Source organism: Pseudomonas japonica (genome assembly GCF_900188455.1).
Classification (GTDB): domain Bacteria; phylum Pseudomonadota; class Gammaproteobacteria; order Pseudomonadales; family Pseudomonadaceae; genus Aquipseudomonas; species Aquipseudomonas japonica.
Map to the genome: position 1 here is coordinate 209,629 of NZ_FZOL01000004.1, position 23,085 is coordinate 232,713.

The 23,085-nt window shown below is 64.4% G+C and carries 26 protein-coding genes; 12 read left to right on the top strand and 14 right to left on the bottom strand.

Annotated elements, in window-relative coordinates; translation table 11 throughout:
* Window positions 1–200 precede the first annotated feature (200 nt).
* The 4 genes from ftsY to rpoH all read left to right on the top strand — a co-directional run bounded on the left by ftsY (window position 201) and on the right by rpoH (window position 4,253).
* A complete protein-coding gene (gene ftsY, locus CHB99_RS07285; RefSeq protein ID WP_042121180.1) occupies window positions 201–1,595 on the top strand; it encodes a signal recognition particle-docking protein FtsY in 1,395 nt (464 codons plus the stop codon).
* Entirely contained in the window at window positions 1,592–2,263 is a 672-nt protein-coding gene (gene ftsE / locus CHB99_RS07290; protein WP_042121183.1) for a cell division ATP-binding protein FtsE, read from the top strand. The genes ftsY and ftsE overlap by 4 nt, the downstream gene beginning before the upstream one ends.
* Window positions 2,260–3,285 carry a permease-like cell division protein FtsX gene (gene ftsX, locus CHB99_RS07295; protein WP_042121184.1) on the top strand — a complete coding sequence of 342 codons (1,026 nt, stop codon included), beginning with the start codon at window positions 2,260–2,262 and terminating at the stop codon, window positions 3,283–3,285. Before ftsE ends, ftsX begins: the two co-directional genes overlap by 4 nt.
* A gap of 113 nt (window positions 3,286–3,398) precedes the next feature.
* Window positions 3,399–4,253 (top strand): RNA polymerase sigma factor RpoH, encoded by an 855-nt coding sequence (rpoH, locus tag CHB99_RS07300; protein ID WP_042121186.1) that lies wholly within the window; start codon window positions 3,399–3,401, stop codon window positions 4,251–4,253.
* Window positions 4,254–4,464: 211 nt separating this feature from the next.
* On the opposite strand, the gene mtgA is transcribed toward rpoH, so the two are convergent.
* Window positions 4,465–5,160 (bottom strand): monofunctional biosynthetic peptidoglycan transglycosylase, encoded by a 696-nt coding sequence (gene mtgA, locus CHB99_RS07305; RefSeq protein WP_042121187.1) that lies wholly within the window; start codon window positions 5,158–5,160, stop codon window positions 4,465–4,467.
* 66 nt (window positions 5,161–5,226) lie between these two features.
* On the opposite strand from mtgA, the gene CHB99_RS07310 reads away from it, so the two are divergent.
* The 4 genes from CHB99_RS07310 (at window position 5,227) to trmB (ending at window position 7,476) form a co-directional block, all read left to right on the top strand.
* Window positions 5,227–5,598, top strand: a complete 372-nt coding sequence (locus CHB99_RS07310; RefSeq protein ID WP_042121188.1) for a DUF423 domain-containing protein — start codon at window positions 5,227–5,229, stop codon at window positions 5,596–5,598.
* Between the two features lie 102 nt (window positions 5,599–5,700).
* A complete protein-coding gene (gene thiS, locus CHB99_RS07315) occupies window positions 5,701–5,901 on the top strand; it encodes a sulfur carrier protein ThiS (protein ID WP_084702495.1) in 201 nt (66 codons plus the stop codon).
* Between the two features lie 48 nt (window positions 5,902–5,949).
* Window positions 5,950–6,744: a thiazole synthase gene (locus CHB99_RS07320; protein WP_042121190.1), complete on the top strand. Its 795-nt coding sequence runs from the start codon at window positions 5,950–5,952 to the stop codon at window positions 6,742–6,744.
* 9 nt (window positions 6,745–6,753) lie between these two features.
* Window positions 6,754–7,476 carry a tRNA (guanosine(46)-N7)-methyltransferase TrmB gene (trmB, locus tag CHB99_RS07325; protein ID WP_042121191.1) on the top strand — a complete coding sequence of 241 codons (723 nt, stop codon included), beginning with the start codon at window positions 6,754–6,756 and terminating at the stop codon, window positions 7,474–7,476.
* A 111-nt stretch (window positions 7,477–7,587) separates the two neighbouring features.
* Here the strand turns inward: trmB and CHB99_RS07330 are convergent, their stop codons facing one another.
* The 10 genes from CHB99_RS07330 to CHB99_RS07375 all read right to left on the bottom strand — a co-directional run bounded on the left by CHB99_RS07330 (window position 7,588) and on the right by CHB99_RS07375 (window position 15,056).
* Window positions 7,588–7,914: a DUF3392 family protein gene (locus CHB99_RS07330; protein ID WP_042121192.1), complete on the bottom strand. Its 327-nt coding sequence runs from the start codon at window positions 7,912–7,914 to the stop codon at window positions 7,588–7,590.
* 9 nt (window positions 7,915–7,923) lie between these two features.
* Entirely contained in the window at window positions 7,924–9,138 is a 1,215-nt protein-coding gene (gene hemW, locus CHB99_RS07335; protein ID WP_042121193.1) for a radical SAM family heme chaperone HemW, read from the bottom strand.
* Window positions 9,135–9,731 carry an RdgB/HAM1 family non-canonical purine NTP pyrophosphatase gene (gene rdgB / locus CHB99_RS07340; protein ID WP_042121194.1) on the bottom strand — a complete coding sequence of 199 codons (597 nt, stop codon included), beginning with the start codon at window positions 9,729–9,731 and terminating at the stop codon, window positions 9,135–9,137. The genes hemW and rdgB overlap by 4 nt, the downstream gene beginning before the upstream one ends.
* A complete protein-coding gene (locus tag CHB99_RS07345; protein ID WP_042121195.1) occupies window positions 9,728–10,162 on the bottom strand; it encodes a DUF4426 domain-containing protein in 435 nt (144 codons plus the stop codon). The genes rdgB and CHB99_RS07345 overlap by 4 nt, the downstream gene beginning before the upstream one ends.
* A gap of 27 nt (window positions 10,163–10,189) precedes the next feature.
* Window positions 10,190–10,810 (bottom strand): methionine biosynthesis protein MetW, encoded by a 621-nt coding sequence (gene metW, locus CHB99_RS07350; protein ID WP_042121196.1) that lies wholly within the window; start codon window positions 10,808–10,810, stop codon window positions 10,190–10,192.
* A gap of 7 nt (window positions 10,811–10,817) precedes the next feature.
* Window positions 10,818–11,957 carry a homoserine O-succinyltransferase MetX gene (gene metX, locus CHB99_RS07355; RefSeq protein WP_042121197.1) on the bottom strand — a complete coding sequence of 380 codons (1,140 nt, stop codon included), beginning with the start codon at window positions 11,955–11,957 and terminating at the stop codon, window positions 10,818–10,820.
* Between the two features lie 168 nt (window positions 11,958–12,125).
* A complete protein-coding gene (locus tag CHB99_RS07360) occupies window positions 12,126–12,716 on the bottom strand; it encodes a YggT family protein (RefSeq protein WP_042121198.1) in 591 nt (196 codons plus the stop codon).
* Between the two features lie 10 nt (window positions 12,717–12,726).
* A complete protein-coding gene (proC, locus tag CHB99_RS07365; protein ID WP_042121199.1) occupies window positions 12,727–13,545 on the bottom strand; it encodes a pyrroline-5-carboxylate reductase in 819 nt (272 codons plus the stop codon).
* A 37-nt stretch (window positions 13,546–13,582) separates the two neighbouring features.
* Window positions 13,583–14,269, bottom strand: a complete 687-nt coding sequence (locus CHB99_RS07370; protein WP_042121201.1) for a YggS family pyridoxal phosphate-dependent enzyme — start codon at window positions 14,267–14,269, stop codon at window positions 13,583–13,585.
* 157 nt (window positions 14,270–14,426) lie between these two features.
* On the bottom strand, window positions 14,427–15,056 hold the full coding sequence (locus CHB99_RS07375) for a C40 family peptidase (RefSeq protein ID WP_042121202.1): 630 nt from the start codon (window positions 15,054–15,056) through the stop codon (window positions 14,427–14,429).
* 156 nt (window positions 15,057–15,212) lie between these two features.
* On the opposite strand from CHB99_RS07375, the gene CHB99_RS07380 reads away from it, so the two are divergent.
* Window positions 15,213–15,632: an NINE protein gene (locus CHB99_RS07380; protein WP_042121203.1), complete on the top strand. Its 420-nt coding sequence runs from the start codon at window positions 15,213–15,215 to the stop codon at window positions 15,630–15,632.
* 49 nt (window positions 15,633–15,681) lie between these two features.
* Here the strand turns inward: CHB99_RS07380 and CHB99_RS07385 are convergent, their stop codons facing one another.
* The 3 genes from CHB99_RS07385 to CHB99_RS07395 all read right to left on the bottom strand — a co-directional run bounded on the left by CHB99_RS07385 (window position 15,682) and on the right by CHB99_RS07395 (window position 20,436).
* Window positions 15,682–16,374 (bottom strand): SPOR domain-containing protein, encoded by a 693-nt coding sequence (locus CHB99_RS07385; RefSeq protein WP_042121205.1) that lies wholly within the window; start codon window positions 16,372–16,374, stop codon window positions 15,682–15,684.
* A gap of 1 nt (window position 16,375) precedes the next feature.
* Complete coding sequence (gene argS, locus CHB99_RS07390; RefSeq protein WP_042121206.1) at window positions 16,376–18,112, bottom strand: arginine--tRNA ligase; 1,737 nt, start codon at window positions 18,110–18,112, stop codon at window positions 16,376–16,378.
* Window positions 18,113–18,216: 104 nt separating this feature from the next.
* Window positions 18,217–20,436 (bottom strand): primosomal protein N', encoded by a 2,220-nt coding sequence (locus CHB99_RS07395; RefSeq protein ID WP_042121207.1) that lies wholly within the window; start codon window positions 20,434–20,436, stop codon window positions 18,217–18,219.
* 169 nt (window positions 20,437–20,605) lie between these two features.
* Here CHB99_RS07395 and rpmE point away from each other — a divergent pair, with 169 nt between their 5' ends.
* The 3 genes from rpmE (at window position 20,606) to CHB99_RS07410 (ending at window position 23,082) form a co-directional block, all read left to right on the top strand.
* Window positions 20,606–20,821, top strand: coding sequence for a 50S ribosomal protein L31 (rpmE, locus tag CHB99_RS07400; RefSeq protein WP_042121208.1), 216 nt, complete (start codon window positions 20,606–20,608; stop codon window positions 20,819–20,821).
* Window positions 20,822–20,829: 8 nt separating this feature from the next.
* Window positions 20,830–21,633, top strand: coding sequence for a thermonuclease family protein (locus CHB99_RS07405; protein ID WP_439646585.1), 804 nt, complete (start codon window positions 20,830–20,832; stop codon window positions 21,631–21,633).
* A gap of 180 nt (window positions 21,634–21,813) precedes the next feature.
* Window positions 21,814–23,082 carry a malic enzyme-like NAD(P)-binding protein gene (locus CHB99_RS07410; protein WP_042121210.1) on the top strand — a complete coding sequence of 423 codons (1,269 nt, stop codon included), beginning with the start codon at window positions 21,814–21,816 and terminating at the stop codon, window positions 23,080–23,082.
* Window positions 23,083–23,085 lie beyond the last annotated feature (3 nt).

Sequence of the window (23,085 nt, forward strand, 5' to 3'; positions counted from 1 at the left end):
GCGTCGGCGGGCTAGGAGGTGCTAGGATACTGATCCGGTTGCCTGGCGACCATGCCTGTCGAGGATGTCGCCGCAAAGGCCCCCCGACAAAATAGACGACGCGCACGAACGAGCCGGATTTATAAGAGTCTGTTCTGCGTTACAAAAGAATTCCGAGTGCGCCGCGCTGGCGCATCGCCACCCTGAGATAGCCGTCTTCCATGTTTGGTTCCAACGACGACAAAAAAACGCCGGGCGCGCCCGGTGAAAAGAAAGGCCTGTTCGGCTGGCTGCGCAAGAAGCCCCAGCAACCTGTTGTCGAACAGCCTGAAACCCCCGTTCCCGCTGCTCCCGAGCCTGCCCCGGCAGTCACCCCGGAGGCGCCGGTCGTTGCCGCGCCGGTGGTCAGTCCCGAGCCGGTTGCGCCGCTCGTTCAGGAGCCGCCTGTCGCCGCGCCGTCCAGCCTGGTGCTGCCCGTGCCGGAAGAACCGGTGGCGCTGGTTCCCGACCTGGAACCCAAGGCACCACCAGCGATTCCCGAGCTGCCTGCGGCCGTGGTCCAGCCCGCGCCTGAGCCAGCGCCGGTCGTTGTTCCTCCGCCGGCGCCTGTGGTTGCGCCCGCAGCGGTTGTCGTGCCAGAGCCCGTTCCGGAGCCTGTCGCTGCCGCACCTGTCGAGGACGCCAAGACCGGTTTCTTCGCCCGCCTCAAGCAAGGCCTGTCCAAGACCAGCGCCAGCATCGGCGAGGGCATGGCCAGCCTGTTCCTCGGCAAGAAAGCCATCGACGACGACCTGCTCGACGAGATCGAGACCCGTCTGCTGACCGCCGACGTCGGCGTCGAGGCGACCTCGGTGATCGTGCAGAACCTGACCCAGAAGGTCGCGCGCAAGCAGTTGGACGACGCCGACGCCCTGTACAAGTCGCTGCAGAGCGAACTCGCCGGGCTGCTCAAGCCGGTGGAACAGCCGCTGCGCATCGAAGCGCAGAGCAGACCGTTCGTCATCCTCGTGGTCGGCGTCAACGGCGCCGGCAAGACCACCACCATCGGCAAGCTGGCGAAAAAGCTCCAACTCGAAGGCAAGAAGGTCATGCTGGCCGCCGGCGACACCTTCCGCGCCGCGGCGGTGGAGCAGTTGCAGGTCTGGGGTGAGCGCAACCAGATCCCGGTCATCGCCCAGCACACCGGGGCCGATTCCGCCTCGGTGATCTTCGATGCCGTGCAGGCCGCCAAGGCCCGGGGCATCGATGTGCTGATCGCCGATACCGCCGGTCGCCTGCACACCAAGGACAACCTGATGGAAGAGCTGAAGAAGGTCCGTCGGGTCATCGGCAAGCTCGACGCCGATGCGCCGCACGAGGTCCTGCTGGTCCTCGATGCCGGTACCGGCCAGAACGCCATCAACCAGGCCAAGCACTTCAACCAGAGCGTCGAGCTGACCGGCCTGGCCTTGACCAAGCTGGACGGCACCGCCAAGGGCGGGGTGATTTTCGCCCTGGCCAAGCAGTTCGGTCTGCCCATTCGCTATATTGGCGTAGGGGAAGGGATCGATGATCTGCGCACGTTCGAAGCAGAACCCTTCGTTAAAGCACTGTTTGCCGAGCGGGAGCATCCATGATCCGATTCGAACAGGTCGCCAAGCGCTATCCGAATGGTCACGTTGGCCTGCATGAGTTGAGTTTTCGGGTACGGCGGGGCGAGTTTCTGTTCGTGACCGGTCACTCGGGGGCCGGCAAGAGCACCTTGCTGCGCCTTCTGCTGGCCATGGAACGCCCGACCAGCGGCAAGCTGCTGCTGGCCGGCCAGGACCTGGGCCAGATCAGCAACGCGCAGATTCCGTTCCTGCGCCGGCAGATCGGCGTGGTGTTCCAGAACCACCAGTTGCTGTTCGACCGTACCGTGTTCAACAACGTCGCCCTGCCGCTGCAGATCCTCGGCCTGTCCAAGGCCGAGATCGCCAAGCGGGTCGACTCGGCGCTGGAGCGCGTGGCGCTGTCCGACAAGGCCGAACTGTTCCCCGGCGACCTGTCCACCGGTCAGCAGCAGCGGGTCGGCATCGCCCGCGCCATCGTCCATCGTCCGGCCTTGCTGCTGGCGGATGAACCCACCGGCAACCTCGACCCGCGCCTGGCCGCGGAGATCATGGGGGTTTTCGAAGATATCAACCGCCTGGGCACCAGCGTGCTGATCGCCAGTCACGACCTGGCCCTGATCGCGCGCATGCGCCATCGCATGCTGACGCTGCAGCGCGGTCGTCTGATCGGCGACGGGGAGGCCGGGCAATGAGTGCGACACGCAGTCCGAAAGTATCCGAGCGGGTGGCGCCGAAGGCCGCTGATCCGCAGCAACAAAAGAAGAAGGGCCGGGACGAGGACGACGGTCCGGACTTCCGTACCCTGCTGGCCGCCTGGCTGGAAAGTCATCGCTCCAGCCTGCTGGACAGTCTGCGTCGTCTCGGCAAGCAGCCGATCGGCAGCTTCTTCACCTGTCTGGTGATGGCGGTGGCGCTGAGTCTGCCCATGGGCCTGTCGCTGATTCTCGGCAATATCGAGCGTCTGGGTGGTTCCTGGCAGCGCGCGGCGCAGATTTCCCTGTACCTCAAGCTGGACGCCGGCGCCCGTGCGGGTGAAGCCCTGCGCGACCAGATCAAGGCCCTGCCGGGGGTGGCCGATGCCGAGTACGTCAGCCGCGAGCAGGCGCTGAACGAGTTCCAGCAACAGTCGGGGTTGGGCGAAGCGCTGCGCGAGTTGCCGGACAATCCGCTGCCTGGCGTGGTGGTGGTGACCCCGAACGAAGTCGACAAACCAGCCCTGGAGGCCCTGCGCCAGCGCTTGGCGGAACTGCCCCATGTCGAACTGGCCCAGCTCGATCTGGTCTGGGTCGAGCGTCTGGCGGCGATTCTCAAGCTTGGCGACCGCTTTGTCTTCGGCCTGACCGTGCTCCTGGTGTCCGCGCTGTTGCTGGTGATTGGTAACACGATACGTCTGCACATCGAGAACCGTCGCACGGAAATCGAAGTGATCAAACTGGTCGGCGGTACCGACAGCTATGTGCGTCGCCCTTTCCTTTATATGGGCGCGCTGTACGGTTTTGGTGCGGGGATCCTGTCCTGGGGCGTGCTGGAATTCGGCTTGAACTGGCTGAATGAGGCGGTCGTCGACCTGTCAGGGCTGTATGGCAGCGATTTCGCCCTGGCCGGGGTGCCCGCTGCCGATGGTCTGTCGCTCTTGCTTGGTGCAGTGCTGTTGGGGTATATCGGTGCATGGATCGCGGTGGCCCGCCATCTGAGTGAGCTGGCGCCACGATAGTGTCTTTTTGCTGGTATTGACTCTTTTCGTTTTTAGGGAACTTGTTTCGCGGTTTCCGGTCAATGTTGGCAGTGCCCACGGGCACGAGTTCAGTGAGTCGGAGGTTTTTTCGTATGACCACTTCGTTGCAACCTGCTTACGCCTTGGTCCCGGGTGCGAACCTGGAGGCCTACGTGCACACGGTGAACAGCATTCCCCTGCTGACCGCCGAGCAGGAGCGTGAACTGGCCGAGAGTCTCTACTATGAGCAGAACCTTGAGTCCGCTCGGCAAATGGTGCTCGCGCACCTGCGCTTCGTCGTACATATCGCCCGCAGCTATTCCGGCTACGGGCTGGCCCAGGCCGACCTGATCCAGGAAGGCAACGTCGGCCTGATGAAAGCCGTGAAACGCTTCAACCCGGAAATGGGCGTGCGTCTGGTGTCCTTCGCGGTGCACTGGATCAAGGCCGAGATCCACGAGTTCATCCTGCGTAACTGGCGGATCGTCAAGGTCGCCACCACCAAGGCCCAGCGCAAGCTGTTCTTCAACCTGCGCAGCCAGAAGAAACGCCTGGCCTGGCTGAACAACGACGAAGTGCATCGCGTCGCCGAAAGCCTGGGTGTGGAGCCGCGGGAAGTCCGCGAGATGGAAAGTCGCCTGACGGGCCAGGACATGGCCTTCGACCCGGCCTCCGAGGCCGATGACGACAGCGCCTTCCAGTCGCCGGCCAACTACCTGGAAGACCATCGCTACGACCCGGCTCGCCAACTGGAAGATGCCGACTGGAGCGACAGTTCGTCGAACAACCTGCACGAAGCGCTGCAGGGCCTGGACGAGCGCAGCCGCGACATCCTCTACCAGCGCTGGCTGGCCGAGGAAAAGGCCACCTTGCATGACCTGGCGGCCAAGTACAGTGTCTCGGCGGAGCGTATCCGTCAGTTGGAGAAGAATGCGATGAACAAGGTGAAAGCCTTGATCGCTGCCTGACCAACTCCGCTGACAGAAACAGAAAACCCGACTCGCAAGGTCGGGTTTTCTGTTTCTGTCTGCCGCGTACCGCCCCTTTCATGTAGGAGCGCGGCTTGCCCGCGAAAGGACTGCGCAGCGGTCCCAAAATGGTGTTGCCAGAGCGAATTCGGGACTGCTGCGCAGTCCTTTCGCGGGCAAGCCACGCTCCTACGGAGAGATCGAGGTCGGGTTACCTCAGTTGTTCCAGATAACTGTCCCCACCCAGTTGGCTCATCTGCTGCCGAATCCATCCCGCCCGCCGCGCGACATAACTGCTCGGCCGACTGGCGCTCCAGTTCCGCGGATTGGGCAACACAGCCGCCAGCAAACTGGCCTGCTGCCGCGTCAGCTTGCTCGCATCCACACCAAAGTGATGCCGTGCCGCCGCCTGCGCTCCGAATACCCCGTCATCCCACTCGGCGCTGTTGAGGTAGACCTCGAGAATCCGTTCTTTCGACCACAGCAGCTCGATCAGCGCGGTAAACCACGCCTCCAGCCCCTTGCGTAGCCAACTGCGTCCGGACCAGAGGAACTGGTTCTTCGCCACCTGTTGGCTGAGGGTGCTGGCACCACGAATGCTGCCGCCGCGCTCGTTATGCGCCAGGGCGGCCTGGATCGCGCTGAAGTCGAAGCCCCAGTGGCTGGCGAACTTCTGGTCCTCGCCGGCGATGACCGCCACCTTCAGATCGTCGGAGATCCGCTCCCACGGCTCCCAGTCGCGTTGCAGGTCGATGGGCTCGCCGTCGATCCAGGACTCGATCTTGCGCTCCACCATCAACGCCGTACCCGGCGGTGGGACCCAGCGCAGGATCAGCACCAGCACGATGCTGCCGGCAGCGAACCAGAGCGCGGCGCGAAAAAGGCGGCGGAGAACGAGTGACAGCATGATGATGGCTTGGCCGCGGCGGATGAGCGGGCCATTATACAGACCCGTGTCCCAAGGAGTTCTCCCATGCTGCGTAGCTTCCTGTTGCTGGCCGCCTTCTTCGGCTTCACCGGCGTCGCCCTTGGCGCCTTCGCCGCCCACGGCCTGAAGACCCGTCTGAGCGCCGAGTACCTGGCGGTCTTCCAGACCGGCGTGACCTATCAGCTGATCCACGCGCTGGCCCTGTTCGGTGTCGCCATCCTCAGCGTTCACTTGCCGGGTCGCCTGGTGACCTGGGCCGGCAGCCTGTTCATCCTCGGTATCCTGCTGTTCTCCGGCAGCCTCTACATCCTCACCCTGAGCGGCATCGGCAAGCTCGGCATGATCACGCCACTGGGCGGCACGGCTTTTCTCGCCGGTTGGCTGTGCCTGGGGTTGGCAGCCTGGCGGTTGAACTGACTCACGGGTCGAATATCGTGACGAATGGTGTCCACCGGCCTTGGGTTCGGGCGCGGATCGGCGCTAGAATGCGGGCCCCTGAAAACAATGGCGGCCGTGCGCATGCGCATTCAACTGAACGGTGAACCCTACGAATTGCCCGACGGCGAGAGCGTCTCGGCCCTGTTGAGCCGGCTCGAATTGACCGGGCGCCGGGTGGCGGTCGAGCTGAATCTCGACATCGTGCCGCGCAGCCAGCACGACAGCACCGCCCTGAACGAGGGTGATCAGGTCGAAGTGGTTCACGCCATCGGCGGCGGCTAGTCGTCGCGCTTCACCCGCAAGTTCCCTCCCCCCACAAGAGGATCTCTGATGAGCAACGTTCGTAGCGACAAGCCCTTCACCCTGGCCGGTCGTACCTTCCAGTCGCGCCTGCTGGTCGGCACCGGCAAGTACCGCGACATGGAAGAAACCCGCCTGGCCATCGAGGCTTCGGGTGCCGAGATCGTCACCGTGGCCGTGCGCCGGACCAACATCGGCCAGAACCCGGGCGAGCCGAACCTGCTCGACGTGCTGCCGCCAGACCGCTACACCATCCTGCCGAACACCGCCGGCTGCTACGACGCGGTCGAGGCCGTGCGTACCTGCCGCCTGGCTCGCGAGCTGCTGGATGGCCACAACCTGGTCAAGCTGGAAGTCCTGGCCGACCAGAAGACCCTGTTCCCCAACGTGATCGAAACCCTCAAGGCCGCCGAAGTGCTGGTCAAGGACGGTTTCGACGTGATGGTCTACACCAGCGATGACCCGATCATCGCCCGTCAGCTGGCCGAAGCCGGCTGCATCGCGGTCATGCCGCTGGCCGGTCTGATCGGCACTGGCCTGGGGATCTGCAACCCGTACAACCTGCAGATCATCCTCGAGGAAGCCAAGGTTCCGGTACTGGTGGACGCCGGGGTCGGTACCGCTTCCGATGCCACCATCGCCATGGAACTGGGTTGCGAAGCGGTGCTGATGAACTCGGCCATCGCCCACGCCCAGCAGCCGGTCATGATGGCCGAAGCCATGAAGCACGCCATCATCGCCGGCCGCATGGCCTACCTCGCCGGGCGCATGCCGAAGAAACTCTATGCCAGCGCCTCGTCGCCGCTGGATGGTCTGATCAAGTAAGAGTCCCAGATGACTGAATCGCAAGAAACGCCTGTCACCGCCGAAGGCGAAGAGCGCCAGCACCGCCGCATCAAGAGTTTCGTGATGCGCGCCGGGCGCATGACCGAAGGCCAGCAGCGCGGCCTGGAGCAGGGCGGCCCGCTGTACATCCTCCCGCTGGCCGACAGCCCGGTGGACTACGACCAGGTGTTCGGTCGCTCGGCGCCACGCACCCTGGAAATCGGCTTCGGCATGGGGCACTCCCTGCTGGAGATGGCCGCCGCCGCGCCGGAGCAGGACTTCATCGGTGTCGAAGTGCACCGTCCGGGTGTTGGTGCGCTGCTCAATGGCGTGCTGACCCAGGGCCTGAAGAACCTGCGGGTGTATGACTGCGATGCCATCGAGGTGTTGAATCGCTGCGTCGCCGACGGCAGTCTCGACCGCCTGATGCTGTTCTTCCCCGATCCGTGGCACAAGAGCCGGCACCACAAGCGTCGCATCGTCCAGCCGGAGTTCGCCGAGCTGGTGCGGCGCAAGCTGAAGGTCGGCGGTGTGTTCCATATGGCGACCGACTGGGAGCCGTATGCCGAGTACATGCTGGAAGTGATGGCCGTGGCGCCTGGGTATCGCAACCAGGCGGCGGATGGGGCCTATGTGCCGCGTCCGGAAGAGCGGCCGATCACCAAGTTCGAGCGCCGTGGTGAGCGGCTCGGGCATGGGGTCTGGGATCTGAAGTTCGAGAAGATCGACTGATCTTCCGGGACCGCTTTGCGGTCCTTTCGCGGGCAAGCCACGCTCCTACGAGTTATCGCGTTTTCCGGTAGGAGCGAGGCTTGCCCGCGAAGGCCTGCAAAGCAGGCCCAATCACCCCCGCCGATCGGCTACCACGCCGATCAACACCAGCACCACCAGCAGCACCGGAGCCAGCGCATAGTTGTTGAACTGGCTCAGTCCCTTCACCACCCACGGGGTGGCATAGATCAGCGCAGCGCCGCTGCCGATCAGCACCAGCAAGGCCATGAACGGTACACGCAGGGCGCCGGCCAGGTTGCCCAGGCGGCCTTCGACCCAGGCTTTGATGTCGGTGCCGAACAGCACCAGCAGACAGCCAACCAACGCCAGGGAAATCTCTGACAGGTTGCCGCGGCTCCAGCGGGAGACGGTCGAGAGCAGGTCGAGTATCAGGTCCATGGGCTTTCCTTAGGTCAAGAAGTACTGCAGCAGATCGTTGAGAAACAGCTGGCCCTTTGGCGTGGCGACCAGCCGCGTCGGTTCGACTTGCAAAAGGCCCTTTTGTTCGGCTTCCCGTCGCGCCTCGCGCAGGTTTTCCAGGGGCAGTCCGGTACGCAGGGTGAACAGCTCGGCCTCTGTGCCCTCGGTCAGGCGCAGGGCATTCATCAGGAACTCGAACGGCAACTCGTCCAGCGGCAGCAGCTTTTCCCCGGCCTTGAAGGCCTTGGCCGGGTTCAGGTAGTCCTTCGGCAAGCGGGTCTTCCAGGTGCGCAGGATGCGCCCGTCCGGGTGGCTGAGCTTGCCGTGGGCACCGGCGCCGATACCGATAAAATCGCCGAAACTCCAGTAGTTCAAATTGTGTCGCGCCGCCCGACCGGGTTGGGCGTAGGCGGAAATTTCGTACTGGCGATAGCCGTGACGCGCCATCAGCGCCTGGCCGGCCTCCTGGATATCCCAGAGGATGTCGTCTTCCGGCAGTTCGGGCGGCTGGTTCCAGAACACCGTGTTCGGCTCCAGGGTCAGCTGGTACCAGGACAGGTGCGTCGGGCCGAGGTCGATGGCCTGCTGCAGATCGCCCAGCGCGTCCTCCAGGGACTGATCCGGCAGGCCGTGCATCAGGTCGAGGTTGAAGTTGTCGAACCCGGCATTGCGCGCCATCCCGGCGGCGCGTACCGCTTCGTCACCGTTGTGGATGCGCCCCAGTGCCTCCAGCTTGCTCTGCTGGAAGCTCTGGATGCCGATGGACAGGCGATTGATCCCCAACTGCCGGTAGGCCTTGAACTTCTCCTGCTCGAAGGTACCCGGGTTGGCCTCCAGGGTGATCTCGATGTCGCTGGCGAACGGGATGCGCTGCTCGACTCCGGCCAGCAGCCGGCCCAGGGCCTTGGCGCTGAACAGGCTCGGGGTGCCGCCACCGAAGAAGATGGTGCTGATCGGCCGGCCGTAGACCGCCGGCAACTCCTGGTCGAGATCGGCCAGCAGCGCGTCGACATAGGCTTCTTCAGGCAGCTCGGCACTGGCGGTGTGGGAGTTGAAGTCGCAGTACGGGCATTTGCGCACGCACCACGGGATATGGATGTACAACGCCAGGGGCGGCAGTTGTGGCAGGGCCGCCCGTGGTGCTTGGGTGGTGAAGCCAGCCTCGCCGGAATGCAGCGGCTGGGCCGGGTGTTTTTCGGTCATGCCAGGCCCAGACGTTGACGCAACAGGCTCATGGCGCGGGCGCGGTGACTCAGTTGGTTCTTGTCGACAGGGGCCAGGTCGGCGCTCGAGCAGTTGCGCTCCGGGACCCAGAACAGCGGGTCGTAGCCGAAACCGTGCTCGCCGCTGGCGGCGGTGAGGATGCGCCCGTGCCACAGGCCTTCGCAGAGGATCGGCAGCGGGTCATCGGCGTGCCGCACCAGGGCGAGGACGCAGACGAACTGCGCGCCGCGCTCGGCCTCCGGGACATCCTTGAGGGCGTCGAGCAGCTTGGCGTTGTTTGCCGCGTCGCCCTTGCCGTCGGCGTAGCGCGCCGAATAGATGCCCGGCGCGCCGCCGAGGAAGTCCACGGCCAGACCGGAGTCGTCGGCCAGCGCCGGCAGGCCGGAGATGCGCGCGGCGTTGCGGGCCTTGAGAATGGCGTTCTCGACGAACGACAGGCCGGTTTCTTCCGGCTCGACGCTGCTGAATTCACCGATGGAACGCAGTTGCACGGTGTCACCGAGCATGGCCTGCAGTTCCTTGAGTTTGCCGGCGTTGTGGCTGGCCAATACGAGTTGCTGGATATTCATCATTCGCCTGGGAAGACTTCCTGGTTGAAGCTGAAGGAGTTGCTGCTGTCGCCGGAGCCGACGGTGATCGAGAAGGTCAGGGTTTCCTGCTGCTCGACCGGGAACTGCGCCAGGTAGTAGATCGCGCCCTGGTCGGGGACCTGCTTGAACGTCAGCGAGTTCTTCCGGCCGGTCAGGTCGGCGTAGCTGCCGCTGACCGAGGCGACGCTTGGCTTGCCGGCCTTGAGCACGGTGACGTTGATCACGCCCTGTTTCTTGCTGCGCACCAGCTGTGCCGCCTGGGCCGTGGCCGGCTGCACGAAGGTGGAGTTGAACACGCTGTAATGCACGGTCACGTCGCCGAAGACTTCCTTGCGCTCCGGTTTCGCGGCATCGGCGGCCAGTACCGGCAGGGCCAGGCACAGGCTGAACAGAAACATGACTAGACGACGCATGATCGCATTCCTCTGATGGACGACGGGTTATACCGCGACCTTGTGCTCCTGCAGGCCGGGGCTGCTGACACGATAGATACCGATTTCACCTAGAAGATTAGGCCAAAGGCGCCCGGCCCATCCGTTGCGGTGACGATTGTCCACCGCCAGGCGGTTGAGTACCTGGGCGCGCCGTTCGCTGCACAGCGCCTCGAAGTCCTCGAAGGTGCAGAAGTGGATGTTCGGCGTGTTGTACCAGGTATACGGCATGAAGTCGGAAACCGGCATGCGACCCTTGGTCGCCAGGTACCAGCGGCAGCGCCAGTGGCCGAAGTTGGGGAAGGTGATGATGCACTGGCGGCCGACGCGGAGCATCTCGTCGAGGATGCGGTCCGGGTATTCCACGGCCTGCAGGGCCTGGGTCATGACCACCACGTCGAAGCTGTTGCTGGCGAAGTTGCCCAGGCCCTTGTCGAGGTCCTGCTCGATGACGTTGACGCCCTTGGCCACGCACTGGGCGATGTTGTCGGCGTCGATTTCCAGGCCATAGCCGGTGACCTGCTTGGTGTCGCGCAGCGAGGCCAGCAGTTCGCCGTTACCGCAACCCAGGTCGAGGACGCGGCTGCCGGCGGGGATCCAGTCCTGGATGATTTCCAAATCGGCTCTCATGGAGTCCTCAGCAGGTGATGCGGTTCATGTAGTTGGCGAAACCCTGGATATAGCGCGGCGTCGGGATCAGGAAAGCGTCGTGGCCGTAGGGCGATTCGATGTCCAGGTAGCAGACGTTCTTGCGCGCGGCGATCAGCGCGTCGACGATTTCCCGCGAGCGGGCCGGGGAGAAGCGCCAGTCGGTGGTGAAGGACATCACGCAGTAGTCCGCGGTGACATGCGCCAGGCTCGCCGCCAGGTCGCCACCATGACGGGCGGCCGGGTCGAAGTAGTCCAGGGCCTTGGTCATCAGCAGGTAGGTGTTGGCGTCGAAGCGCCCGGAGAACTCCTCGCCCTGGTAGCGCAGGTAGCTTTCCACCTGGAACTCGACGCTGTGGAAGTCGTAGTTGAGCTTGTCGCTCTTCAGCTCGCGGCCGAATTTCTCGCCCATGGAGTCATCGGAGAGGTAGGTGATGTGCCCGACCATTCGCGCCAGCATCAGGCCGCGCTTGGGGATCACGCCCTGGTCCTGGAACGAGCCGCCGTGGAATTCCGGGTCGGTGAGGATGGCCTGGCGGGCGACCTCGTTGAAGGCGATGTTCTGCGCCGAGAGCTTGGGCGCCGAGGCGATGTCCACGCAGTGGCGCACGCGATCCGGGTAGGTGATGGTCCACTGCAGCGCCTGCATGCCGCCGAGGCTGCCGCCGACGATCGCGGCCCAGGTCTGGATGCCGAGACGATCGGCCAGGCGGGCCTGGCTGTGCACCCAGTCTTCCACGGTCAGCACCGGGAAGTCGGCGCCGTAGGGCTTGCCGGTGGCCGGGTTGAGGCTGCTCGGGCCAGTGCTGCCGTTGCAGCCGCCGAGGTTGTTCAGGCTGACCACGAAGAAACGATTGGTGTCGATCGGCTTGCCGGGGCCGATGCAGCTGTCCCACCAGCCCGGCTTGCGGTCGGTGGGGCTGTGGTAACCGGCGGCGTGGTGATGGCCGGACAGCGCGTGGCAGATCAGCACGGCGTTGCTGGCCGCGCTGTTGAGCGTGCCGTAGGTTTCGTAGATCAGTTCGTAGGAGGCCAGCGAGCGGCCGCAGGCCAGGGCCAGCGGCTCATCGAACCGGGCGATTTGCGGTGTTACCAGACCGACGGAATCTTCGGGAAGGACAGTGGACATCGACCCTGCTCACGCGTGAAAGAGGCGTAAGTCTAAAGACCCGCGGGGGCAAGCGGCAAGCAATCGGAAGGCCGGGGAGCGCTTTGCGCTCCTTCGCAGGCAAACCACGCTCTGTAGGAGCTGGCTTGCCTGCGAAGGACCGTGCAGCGGTCCCCAGGGCCCCACGGATCAGATCAGGCGACGCAGCACTTCCGGCATCCCGGTCATGGCCGCCAGGTTGTTGATCACCAGCATGTCGATCAGTTTCAGTGCCATGAACGCCAGGATCGGCGAGATATCCAGGCCGCCGAGGTTCGGCAGGATGCGGCGGAACGGCGCGAGGAACGGGTCGCAGATCTGATTGATCAGTTCCGCGCCCGGGTTGTGGCTGCCCGGCGCGACCCACGACAGGATCACGCTGACGATCAGCGCATAGAAGAAGATGTTGAGGAACAACGCGGTGACGCCGATCAGCGACCAGATCAGCAGTTGCACCGGGTTGCCCGCGGTACCGTAGAGCAGCAGCAGAATCACGCTCATCAACAGCATCTGCACGATCACCGCCAGCAGCAGCGAGGACATGTCCAGGCCGAACAGGCTCGGAATGACCCGGCGCATCGGCTTGAGCAGCGGCTGGGTGGCGCGCACGGCGAACTGGCTCAGCGGGTTGTAGAAGTCCGCGCGCACCAGTTGCAGGATGAAACGCAGCATGATCACCAGCAGATAGAGGCTGCCGATGGTCTGCAGGATGAAAACGAGGGCGGTACTCGGTCCGATCATTGAATGCTCCTTAATTGCCCAGTTGTTCGGCCATCTCGGCCGAGCGATGCGCCGCGGCGCCCAGTGCTTTCTCCACCAGGGCTTCGAAGCCGTCGGCCTGGAACGATTTGATCGCCGCTTCGGTGGTGCCGTTCGGCGAGGTCACGCGGCGGCGCAGTTCGGCGGCGTCGACATCACTGGCGGTCGCCATGTGCGCGGCGCCGAGGGCGGTTTGCAGGGTCAGTTTCGAGGCGATTTCGCGGGACAGGCCGAGTTTCTCGCCAGCGGCGGTCATCGCTTCGATCAGCAGGAAGAAGTACGCCGGGCCGCTGCCGGAAACGGCGGTGACCGCGTCCAGTTGCGCTTCGCTGTCCAGCCACAGGGCGATGCCCACCGCCGACAGCAGTTGTTCGGCCTGCTGGCGTTGTTCGGCGCTGACCTCGTCGGTGGCGTACAGGCCACTGACGCCCTGGCGCAGCAGTGCCGGGGTGTTGGGCATGCAGCGCACGATCGGCTGGGCGCCGAGCCACTTGTTCATGCTCGCGCAGGTAATGCCGGCGGCGATGGACACCACCAACTGACCTGGCTTCAGGTTCGGCTTGAGGGCTTCGCAGACGGCTTTCATCGCCTGCGGCTTGACCGACAGTACGACCACGTCGGCGCCTTCGATGGCTTCCGCGTTGCTTTCGAACAGGGCGATGCCGTGTTCGGCATGGATCTTCGCGCGTTGCTCGGCGCCCGGGTCGCTGGCGCGGATCTGCGCGGCTTCCAGGCCCTGGGCGCGCAGGCCGCCGATCAGGCTGGCGGCCATGTTGCCGGCGCCGATAAAGGCAATACGAGTCTTGCTCATGTCAGGTCCTTGATAGAAGAAGAAGGGTAAGCATGGATCAGGCCTGGCCGTAGTCACGGGCACCGAACAGCGCGGTACCGATGCGGACCCAGGTCGCGCCCTGGGCGATGGCGCTCTCCAGGTCGTGACTCATGCCCATGGACAGGGTGTCGAGGCCCAGCCCGAGGTTGTCCTGCAGTTCGCGCACGCGGGCGAAGGCAGCATCCTGCGCGGCGCGGTCGTCGGTGGGTTCGGGGATCGCCATCAGGCCACGCAGGCGCAGCTTCGGCAGCGCGCTGATGGCCTGGGCCAGGGCCGGCAGCTCTTCCGCGGTGCAGCCGGACTTGCTGTCTTCGCCGCTGACATTCACCTGCAGGCACAGGTTCAGCGGCGGCAGATGGTCCGGACGCTGTTCCGAGAGGCGTTGTGCGATTTTCAGTCGATCCACCGAATGTACCCAGTCGAAATGCTCGGCGATGGCGCGAGTCTTGTTCGACTGAATGGGGCCGATGAAGTGCCAGGTCAAGGGCAGGTCGGACAATTGCGCCTGTTTGTCCAGGGCTTCCTGAAGATAGTTTTCACCGACGTCGCGCACCCCGGCGGCGAAGGCTTCGCGCACGGCGGTGGCGGGCTTGGTCTTGCTCACGGCCAGCAGATGGATGCTCGCCGGGTCGCGCCCGCTCGCCGCGGCAGCGCTGTGGATGCGCCCGGCGAGGGTGGAAAGGTTGTCTGCGATGGTGGACATGGAAAGAATGCCAGCAGTTTGGAGTCTGCGGCATTCTACCCGCTTGGCGGGGTTTGGGGAGCGGCTTGCGCAATCCCCCGTAGGAGCGTGGCTTGTCGGTATGCCGAACCACCGCGAAGGACCGCGTAGCGGTCCCCGATAGTGGTAAACGCAGGCCTTAACGCTTGGCCACGCGCAGCTGTGGCTGCTCCTTCGGCAGCACCCGCTTGGCCACGACGTAATGCTTCTGCCAGTACGGCTTGTTCAGCGTGTCGATGGTCACCGACTTGCCGCGGCGCGGGGCGTGGATGAAGCGGTCGTTGCCCAGATAGATGGCGACGTGGTTGACCCGGCGGCTCTTGATGTTGAAGAACAGCAGATCACCCGGCTTGAGGTCGCCGCGGGCAACCTTCACCCCATGATTGCCATTGGCCATGGCATTGGAGGTGCGCGGCAGATCGACCTCATCGATGTCGTTGAAGGCGTACTTCACCAGCCCGCTGCAATCGAAACCCTTGCCCGGCGTGCTGCCGCCCCAGCGATAGGGCGTGCCCAGCTGGTTGACGGCGCGGCTGAGCACGTCGCTGCTCTGGCTGGCGGGCATCTGCGCGACCTGTTTGAGCGCGGCGCTGTTACTGTGGCGACCGGTACGGGACTTGGCGGAAGCGCTCTTGTTCGAGCGGACCGCGGTGGAGCTGGCGGTGTATCCGACGTAGCCGTTGGGAAGACGTTGCTCACGATTGGTGGCGTGGGCGGCCAGGGGCAATAATAGGCAAATGGTCAGCCATGTCTTGAAAAAAGAATGCATTAGGCAAGGCTCTTATAGTGTTGGCGCGCAACTTTATAACAGCTTTTTGGTCAATTTTTGATCCGCTGGTCGTCTCAAAAGTGTCATCTGTCGGCAAGTTCCCTAAAAGTCACATTTTTGCTTAGAAAATTTTTCTCTAACCCGTCGAGGCTATGAATGAACGGTTATCAACAGGGCCCACGGCCCGACACCCACAGCAAGGTCATCGGTTACCTGCTATGGATTTTCGGTTTCCTCGGAGCGCACCGCTTCTATTACGGCAAGCCGGTGACCGGAACCATCTGGTTCTTCACCCTCGGCCTGCTGGGCATTGGCTGGCTGATCGACCTGCTGCTGATCCCGGCCATGGACCGCGAAGCCGACCTGCGTTTCCACGCGGGGCCCATCAACTACAGCGTCGCCTGGCTGCTGCTGACGTTCCTCGGTGTCTTCGGTGTGCACCGCATGTACCAGGGCAAGTGGATCACCGGTCTGATCTACCTGTGCACCGGCGGGCTGTTCCTGATCGGTGTGCTGTACGACTTCTGGACGCTGAACACCCAGGTTTCGATGAAGAACGCGCAGGAACGCTACTGAAAAAAAAGGCCCTGATCCGGATCAGGGCCTTTTCGCGTGGGGCGGGGACTTACTGCTGGCGGGTCTGGCGCTGTTGCAGCAGCAGGTTGTTGAAGCCGCTACCGGCCAACTGTTTCTGCGCCACGGTCAGCTGTTCGCGGTTGCTGAACGGACCGACCAGCACGCGGTACCAGGTCTCTTCCTTGACCGTGCCGGATTCCACCTGAACCGACTGGCCCAGCAGGATGATCTGCGCGCGCACCTTGTCCGCATCCGCCTGTTTGCGGAACGAGCCGGCCTGCAGATAGAACTGCGTGGTGGCGGCCGGCTTGATCACCGGTGGTGCCGGCGGTGGCGTTTCGCCGTTGAGCGCGGCCTGGGCGCGGGCGGTGTCGATCTTCGCCGCTTCGGCCGGGGTCACCGGAGGTTGCGCCGGGACCGGCGGGGTTTTCTCCGGCACGGCTTCCGGTGGCACGATCACTTCCGACTCCGGCAGCAGGGTATAGAAGTCGTACTTCGGCTTCACCGGCTGCTGTGGGCTGGGCGGGGTCTTGTTCGCTTCGGCGATCTTCTCGGCCTTCTGCTGCTCCGGCTTCTCCCGCTTCACCTCGTCCCGGCCCGGCTCCAGCTTCATCAGGAAGACGATGAAAGCGCCGATGGTCAGGCCGGCGGCCAGCCACATCCAGCCCGGGATCGGCTGTTTTGCCGCGGGCTGGTTGCGGCTGGCGCCGCGCTTGGGAGCAGGTTTTTTCTTGGCAGCCAACTTACATGCGCTCCAGGGTTTCCAGGCCCAGCAGTTCCAGGCCCTGTTTCAGGGTGCGGCCGGTCAGGGCCGCCAGGCGCAGGCGGCTCTGCTGCTGTTCCGGGGTGTCCGCGGCGAGGATCGGGCAGTTCTCGTAGAAGCTGGAGAACAGGCCGGCCACGTCGTACAGGTAGCTGCACAGCACGTGCGGGGTGCCTTTCTCGGCGACGTTGTTGAGGATCTCGGCGAATTGCGCCAGGCGCGCAGCCAGGTCCTGTTCCTGCGCGGCTTGCAGAACGATCTGACCGTCGATTTCGCTGAAGTCCTTGCCCAGCTTGCGGAACACACCGGCGACGCGGGTGTAGGCGTAGAGCAGGTAAGGCGCGGTGTTGCCTTCGAAGTTGAGCATCAGGTCGAAGTTGAAGCTGTAGTCGCTGGTGCGGTGCTTGGACAGGTCGGCGTATTTCACCGCGCCGATGCCGACCACTTTGGCGATGGCACGCAGGTCGTCTTCCGGCAGCTCCGGGTTCTTTTCCTTCACCAGGGTGTAGGCGCGTTCCTTGGCTTCGGTGAGCAGGTCGATCAGCTTCACGGTGCCGCCGTCGCGGGTCTTGAACGGACGGCCGTCGGCGCCGTTCATGGTGCCGAAGCCCATGTGCTCGGTCTGCATCGGATGGCTGATGAAGCCGGCGCGACGGGCCACCTCGAACACCTGCTGGAAGTGCAGGGCCTGGCGCTGGTCGACGAAATACAGGGCGCGGTCGGCGTGCAGCACGTTGCTGCGGTAGCGCACGGCCGCCAGGTCGGTGGTGGCGTAGAGATAGCCGCCGTCGGCCTTCTGCACGATCACCGGCAGCGGCTCGCCGTCAGCGGTCTTGAACTCTTCGAGGAACACGCACTGGGCGCCGTTGCTCTCGACCAGCAGACCCTTGGCCTTGAGGTCGCTGACCACGTTGGCCAGATCGTCGTTGTAGGCGCTTTCGCCCATCACGTCGGCCATGGTCAGTTTGACGTTGAGCAGTTCGTAGGTCTTCTGGCAGTGCGACAGCGAGATGTCCTTGAAGCGGGTCCACAGGGTCATGCACTCGGCATCGCCGGCCTGCAGCTTGACCACCAGACCACGGGCGCGGTCGGCGAACTCGGGGGATTCGTCGAAACGCTTCTTCGCCGCGCGGTAGAAGTTTTCCAGGTCCGACAGCTCGTCGCTGGTGATCGGGTTCTCTTCCAGGTAGGCCAGGAGCATGCCGAACTGGGTGCCCCAGTCGCCCACGTGGTTCTGCCGGATCACCTCGTCGCCGAGGAACTCCAGCACCCGCGCCACGGCGTCGCCGATGATGGTGGAGCGCAGGTGGCCGACGTGCATTTCCTTGGCCAGGTTCGGCGCGGACAGGTCGATGACCACTTTCTGCTGTGCGCCGGCCTTGTGCACGCCCAGTTTGGCGTCAGCCAGGGCGGCGTCCAGGCGCGAGGCCAGGGCCTGGGTGTTCTGGAAGAAATTGAGGAAGCCGGGGCCGGCGATCTCGACCTTGCTTACCTGCGGATCGGCCGGCAGCGCGGCGATGAGCTTCTCGGCCAGGTCGCGCGGCTTCATGCCGGCCGGCTTGGCCAGCATCATGGCGATGTTGCTGGCGAAATCGCCGTGGGTCTTGTCCCGGGCGTTTTCCACCTGGATCGCCGGCGTCAGCCCTTCAGGCAGCACACCGTCGGAGGTGAGTCGGGTCAGGGCTTGCTGGATAAGCTGGCGAATGGTGTCTTTCATGGGATTCTCTTTCGACCGCAAGCGCGGTGGCGCTTCGAGGCGCAGGTGGAAAAACTGGGCATTATCCGTTGCCGGGCATGGGTTGCCAACCTTTGCCGCCGGGGTCAGTACAGGTCCACGGGATCCACGTCGACGGACCAACGCACCTGGCGACCGCTCGGCAGCCCCTCCAACACTAGCAGCCAGGCACTGACAAGGCGGTGCAGGGGCGCTCGCGCGCTGGCCTGCAACAGCAGTTGCGCGCGGAAGCGTCCGGCCCGGCGCTCCATCGGCGCGGGGACCGGACCGAGCAGTTCGATGCCATGCAGACCCTGTTCGGCCAGCAGTCGTTCGGCGGCTGAGCAGGCTTCATCGAGAAAACCTTCCGCCTGCCCTGGCTTGTGCGCCTCGGCGCGCAACAGCGCGAGGTGGGCGAACGGCGGCAGGCCGGCGGCACGGCGCTCGCTCAGGGCCTGCTCGGCGAAGGCGAAATAGCCTTCCTCGGTCAGTTGCACCAGCAGCGGGTGGTCGGCCAGGTGGGTCTGGATGATCACCTTGCCCGGCTCCTCGGCGCGTCCGGCACGGCCGGCGACCTGCACGATCAGTTGCGCCATGCGCTCACTGGCGCGGAAGTCCCCGGAAAACAGCCCGCCATCGGCATCGAGGATCGCCACCAGGGTGACCCGCGGAAAGTGGTGCCCTTTGGCGAGCATCTGCGTGCCGACCAGGATGCACGGCTGGCCGCGCTGGATGGTGTTGAACAGCTGGTTCATCGCGTCCTTGCGCGAGGTGCTGTCGCGATCGACACGCAATACCGGGTAGTCGGGGAACAGAATGCTCAGGCGCTCCTCGGCCCGCTCGGTACCGGCGCCCACCGGGCGCAGGTCGACATGACTGCACTGCGGGCATTGGCGCGGGATGCGTTCTTCATGGCCGCAGTGGTGACAGCGCAGCTCGCCGGAGCGCTGGTGCACGGTCATCCGCGCATCGCAACGCGGGCACTCGGACAGCCAGCCGCAATCGTGGCAGAGCAGCGTCGGGGCGAAACCGCGACGGTTGAGGAACACCAGCACCTGCTGCCCGGCCGCCAGGGTCTGGCCGATGGCCTGTTGCATCGGGCCGCTGATGCCGCTGTCGAGGGGCCGGCTCTTCACGTCCAGGCGCAGGAAGCGCGGTGCCTGGGCCGCACCGGCACGGTGAGTGAGGCGCAGCAGGCCGTAGCGGCCGGTGTGGGCGTTGTGCAGACTTTCCAGGGAGGGCGTTGCCGAGCCCAGCACGATCGGGATGTCCTCCTGGCGTGCGCGTACCAGGGCCAGGTCGCGGGCGTGGTAGCGCAGGCCTTCCTGCTGCTTGTAGGAGCCGTCGTGTTCCTCATCGATGATGATCAGTCCCGGATTCTTCATCGGGGTGAACAGCGCCGAACGGGTGCCGATGATGATGTCGGCCTCGCCGTCGCGGGCGGCGAGCCAGGCCTCCAGGCGTTCGCGGTCGTTGACCGCGGAATGCAGCAGGGCGATGCGGGCGTTGAAGCGCTGCTCGAAACGCGCCAGGGTCTGCGGCCCGAGGTTGATCTCGGGGATGAGGATCAGCGCCTGCTTTCCGGCTTCCAGGGTTTCGCGGATCAGTTGCAGGTAGACCTCGGTCTTGCCGCTGCCGGTAACGCCGGCCAGGAGGAAGGCATGGAACGCGTCGAAGCTGGCGCGCACGGCATGGAAAGCGGCGCGTTGCTCGTCGTTCAGCGGCAGCTCCGGCTGGGCCAGCCAGTGCTCGTGGCGGGCCTGCGGCGCGTGGCGGCGCACGTCCACCTGCACCAGTTCCTTGGCCAGCAGCAGGTCGAGGCTGTCCTTGCTCAGGCCGAGCTTGCCCAGCAATCCATGGGCAACGCCGTGGGGGTGTTGCGCCAGTGTCGTCAGGGCTTCGCGCTGACGTGGCGCGCGGGCGATGCGCGGGTCGTCGAAACGGGCATTCGGTGCCACCTGCCAGAAGCGTTCCTGGCGCGCCTCGGCCGGCTCGCCCTGGCGCAGCAGCACCGGCAGCGCCCAACTGAGGGTGTCGCCGAGGCTGTGCTGGTAATACTGGGCGGTCCACAGGCACAGCCGGAACAGCGCCGGCGGCAATGGCGAGACGGGGTCGAGCAGGGCGATGGCGGGCTTCAGCTTGTCCGCCGGGACTTCGCTGCTTTGCGCCACTTCCACGAGGATGCCGATCATTTCGCGACGCCCGAACGGCACGCGCACGCGCATGCCTGGGGTCAGTGCCTGGCGGGCCATGCTCGCCGTGGCCCTGTAGTCGAACAGCCGCCGCAACGGCGAGGGCAGGGCAAGGCGAAGAATGACGTCGGACACGCGGGGTTTTCTCTGTAGGGAGGATTCCAGATGCCCGCGAGCCTAGCAGACGACGGTCGGTGCGAGCGACAACTTGCGTTGATGGCCGCCTCTGGTATTATTCGCCGCCTAATTACGTGCGGTATTCAACAATGGTGTTGGGTGGCGGCACGCAGTCGAGGAAATCACCATGAAAGCAGACATTCATCCGACTTACGAAGTAGTTGCAGTCACCTGCAGCTGCGGCAACAAATTCGAAACCCGTTCGACTCTGGCCAAGCCACTGCCGATCGACGTTTGCTCTGAGTGCCACCCGTTCTACACCGGCAAGCAGAAAGTCCTGGACACCGGCGGCCGCGTACAGAAGTTCGCAGACCGTTTCGGCGCGTTCAGCACCAAGAAGTAAGACCGCGCGTGGGATTATCCACGTTGCTGAAGAAGGCGCTCCTCGTGAGCGCCTTTTTTGTGGGCGCGATCTGGCAGGCGACGGCACTGGCGTTCTGTCCGGCGCCTGTCGGCGGGCAGATGGTCAGCGTGCGTCATGTGATCGATGGCGACACCCTGCGCCTGAAAGACGGCCGCAGCGTACGGCTGATCGGCATCAATGCCGCGGAAATCGGTCGCAATGGCCGGCGCTCCGAGCCCTTGGCCGACACCGCTCGTCGGCGCCTGGCGGCACTGGTGCGGGAGAGCGGCGGCCGGGTCAGGCTGATCCGGGGCGTGGAGTCCCGCGACAAATATGGGCGTACCCTGGCGCACCTGTACAACCGCTCTGGTGACAATCTTGCCGCCCGGCTGCTCGGCGAAGGTCTCGGCTATCGCGTGGCGGTGGCGCCGAACGTGCGCCTGGTCGCCTGCCAGCGTCAGGCCGAGCAGGCCGCGCGCAGGGCCGGCCGTGGGCTCTGGCGCAAGCCGGCGGTTCTCGCCACGAGCGATCTGCGGCGTTCCGGATTTGCCGTGGTGCGTGGCCAGGTCAGGGCTATACATCGCAATCGCGCAGGCATCCGCATCGAAATCGACGATGCGCTGGTGCTGCAGGTGCCGGCGAAACTGCAAGGCGACTGGTCTGCTTCCTCTATCTCCGCGCTCAAGGGGCGTCGTGTCGAAGTGCGCGGCTGGGTGCTGGATCGTTCCCGCAACCATGGCGGGTCAGCAGGCCGGAAACGCTGGTTGCTGCCTTTGAGCGATGCGAGCATGCTGGAGAAGATCGAAAGCTGAAAAATTGTGAACATTTTTTCGTGCCGATTGTACACACTGAAAGCCTTGAACTACGCGGGTCTTGGCTGAAAGTCGTAGCTTAAAGGCCTTGACACTCGTGACCGGTCAGTCTTGTCGGCCCATTGCTCTTTGCGTATCCTCGGCGGTCCGTCAGAACAGTAAACAAGCGGAATGCCCACCATGTCAGATCTGAAAACCGCCGCTCTCGAATATCATGCTCAGCCTCGTCCGGGGAAATTGAGCGTCGAGCTCACCAAACCGACCGCAACCGCACGTGACCTGGCGCTGGCATACAGCCCGGGCGTCGCCGAGCCGGTGCGTGAAATCGGTCGCGATCCTGAGCTGGCATACCAGTACACCGGCAAGGGCAACCTGGTCGCGGTGATCTCCGACGGTACCGCCATTCTCGGCCTGGGTAACCTCGGCCCACTGGCGTCCAAGCCGGTCATGGAAGGCAAGGGTGTTCTGTTCAAGCGTTTCGCCGGTATCGACGTGTTCGACATCGAAGTCGACTCGGAAAGCCCGCAGGCCTTCATCGACACCGTCAAGCGCATCTCCATCACCTTCGGTGGCATCAACCTGGAAGACATCAAGGCGCCAGAGTGCTTCGAGATCGAGCGCGCCCTGATCGAGCAGTGCGACATTCCAGTGTTCCACGATGACCAGCACGGCACAGCGATCGTTACCGCCGCCGGTATGATCAACGCCCTGGAAATCGCTGGCAAAACCCTGGGCGACGCCAAGATCGTCTGCCTGGGCGCCGGCGCCGCGGCCATCTCCTGCATGAAACTGCTGGTGAGCATGGGTGCCAAGGTCGAAAACATCTTCATGATCGACCGTACCGGCGTGATCCACGCTGGCCGTGACGACCTGAACCAGTACAAGGCCGTGTTCGCCCACGCGACCGACAAGCGCACCCTGGCCGATGCCCTGGATGGCGCTGACGTGTTCGTCGGTCTGTCCGGCCCGAACCTGCTGAGCCCTGAAGGCCTGAAGTCCATGGCCGCCAACCCGATCGTGTTCGCCTGCTCCAACCCTGATCCGGAAATCTCCCCGGAACTGGCGCACGCGACCCGTGACGACGTGATCATGGCGACCGGTCGTTCCGACTACCCGAACCAGGTCAACAACGTACTGGGCTTCCCGTTCATCTTCCGTGGTGCCCTGGACGTTCGCGCCAAGCGCATCAACGAAGAAATGAAGATTGCTGCCGCCAACGCCCTGAAAGACCTGGCCAAGCTGCCAGTGCCGAAGGAAGTCTGCGAAGCCTACAAGGTCGACGCTCTGGAATTCGGTCGTGGCTACATCATTCCGAAACCACTGGACCCACGCCTGCTCAACGTCGTTTCCGACGCCGTGGCCAAGGCGGCCATCGAGTCCGGCGTAGCGACCCTGCCGTATCCGAAGCACTACCCGCTGAACAGCGTGGATGAAGTGTTCAACGGTTGATCC

Excerpts from the sequence above, each read along its gene's own strand:
- argS (WP_042121206.1), bottom strand. The coding sequence starts at position 18,112 with ATGAAAGACACCATTCGCCAGCTTATCCAGCAAGCCCTGACCCGACTC.
- proC (WP_042121199.1), bottom strand. The coding sequence starts at position 13,545 with ATGAGCAAGACTCGTATTGCCTTTATCGGCGCCGGCAACATGGCCGCC.
- ftsE (WP_042121183.1), top strand. The coding sequence starts at position 1,592 with ATGATCCGATTCGAACAGGTCGCCAAGCGCTATCCGAATGGTCACGTT.
- rpmE (WP_042121208.1), top strand. The coding sequence starts at position 20,606 with ATGAAAGCAGACATTCATCCGACTTACGAAGTAGTTGCAGTCACCTGC.
- rdgB (WP_042121194.1), bottom strand. The coding sequence starts at position 9,731 with ATGATGAATATCCAGCAACTCGTATTGGCCAGCCACAACGCCGGCAAA.
- CHB99_RS07310 (WP_042121188.1), top strand. The coding sequence starts at position 5,227 with ATGCTGCGTAGCTTCCTGTTGCTGGCCGCCTTCTTCGGCTTCACCGGC.
- CHB99_RS07375 (WP_042121202.1), bottom strand. The coding sequence starts at position 15,056 with ATGCATTCTTTTTTCAAGACATGGCTGACCATTTGCCTATTATTGCCC.
- CHB99_RS07345 (WP_042121195.1), bottom strand. The coding sequence starts at position 10,162 with ATGCGTCGTCTAGTCATGTTTCTGTTCAGCCTGTGCCTGGCCCTGCCG.
- metX (WP_042121197.1), bottom strand. The coding sequence starts at position 11,957 with ATGTCCACTGTCCTTCCCGAAGATTCCGTCGGTCTGGTAACACCGCAA.
- ftsY (WP_042121180.1), top strand. The coding sequence starts at position 201 with ATGTTTGGTTCCAACGACGACAAAAAAACGCCGGGCGCGCCCGGTGAA.
- CHB99_RS07330 (WP_042121192.1), bottom strand. The coding sequence starts at position 7,914 with ATGGACCTGATACTCGACCTGCTCTCGACCGTCTCCCGCTGGAGCCGC.
- CHB99_RS07410 (WP_042121210.1), top strand. The coding sequence starts at position 21,814 with ATGTCAGATCTGAAAACCGCCGCTCTCGAATATCATGCTCAGCCTCGT.
- CHB99_RS07360 (WP_042121198.1), bottom strand. The coding sequence starts at position 12,716 with ATGATCGGACCGAGTACCGCCCTCGTTTTCATCCTGCAGACCATCGGC.
- mtgA (WP_042121187.1), bottom strand. The coding sequence starts at position 5,160 with ATGCTGTCACTCGTTCTCCGCCGCCTTTTTCGCGCCGCGCTCTGGTTC.
- thiS (WP_084702495.1), top strand. The coding sequence starts at position 5,701 with ATGCGCATTCAACTGAACGGTGAACCCTACGAATTGCCCGACGGCGAG.
- trmB (WP_042121191.1), top strand. The coding sequence starts at position 6,754 with ATGACTGAATCGCAAGAAACGCCTGTCACCGCCGAAGGCGAAGAGCGC.
- CHB99_RS07320 (WP_042121190.1), top strand. The coding sequence starts at position 5,950 with ATGAGCAACGTTCGTAGCGACAAGCCCTTCACCCTGGCCGGTCGTACC.
- CHB99_RS07380 (WP_042121203.1), top strand. The coding sequence starts at position 15,213 with ATGAACGGTTATCAACAGGGCCCACGGCCCGACACCCACAGCAAGGTC.
- CHB99_RS07370 (WP_042121201.1), bottom strand. The coding sequence starts at position 14,269 with ATGTCCACCATCGCAGACAACCTTTCCACCCTCGCCGGGCGCATCCAC.
- metW (WP_042121196.1), bottom strand. The coding sequence starts at position 10,810 with ATGAGAGCCGATTTGGAAATCATCCAGGACTGGATCCCCGCCGGCAGC.
- rpoH (WP_042121186.1), top strand. The coding sequence starts at position 3,399 with ATGACCACTTCGTTGCAACCTGCTTACGCCTTGGTCCCGGGTGCGAAC.
- ftsX (WP_042121184.1), top strand. The coding sequence starts at position 2,260 with ATGAGTGCGACACGCAGTCCGAAAGTATCCGAGCGGGTGGCGCCGAAG.
- hemW (WP_042121193.1), bottom strand. The coding sequence starts at position 9,138 with ATGACCGAAAAACACCCGGCCCAGCCGCTGCATTCCGGCGAGGCTGGC.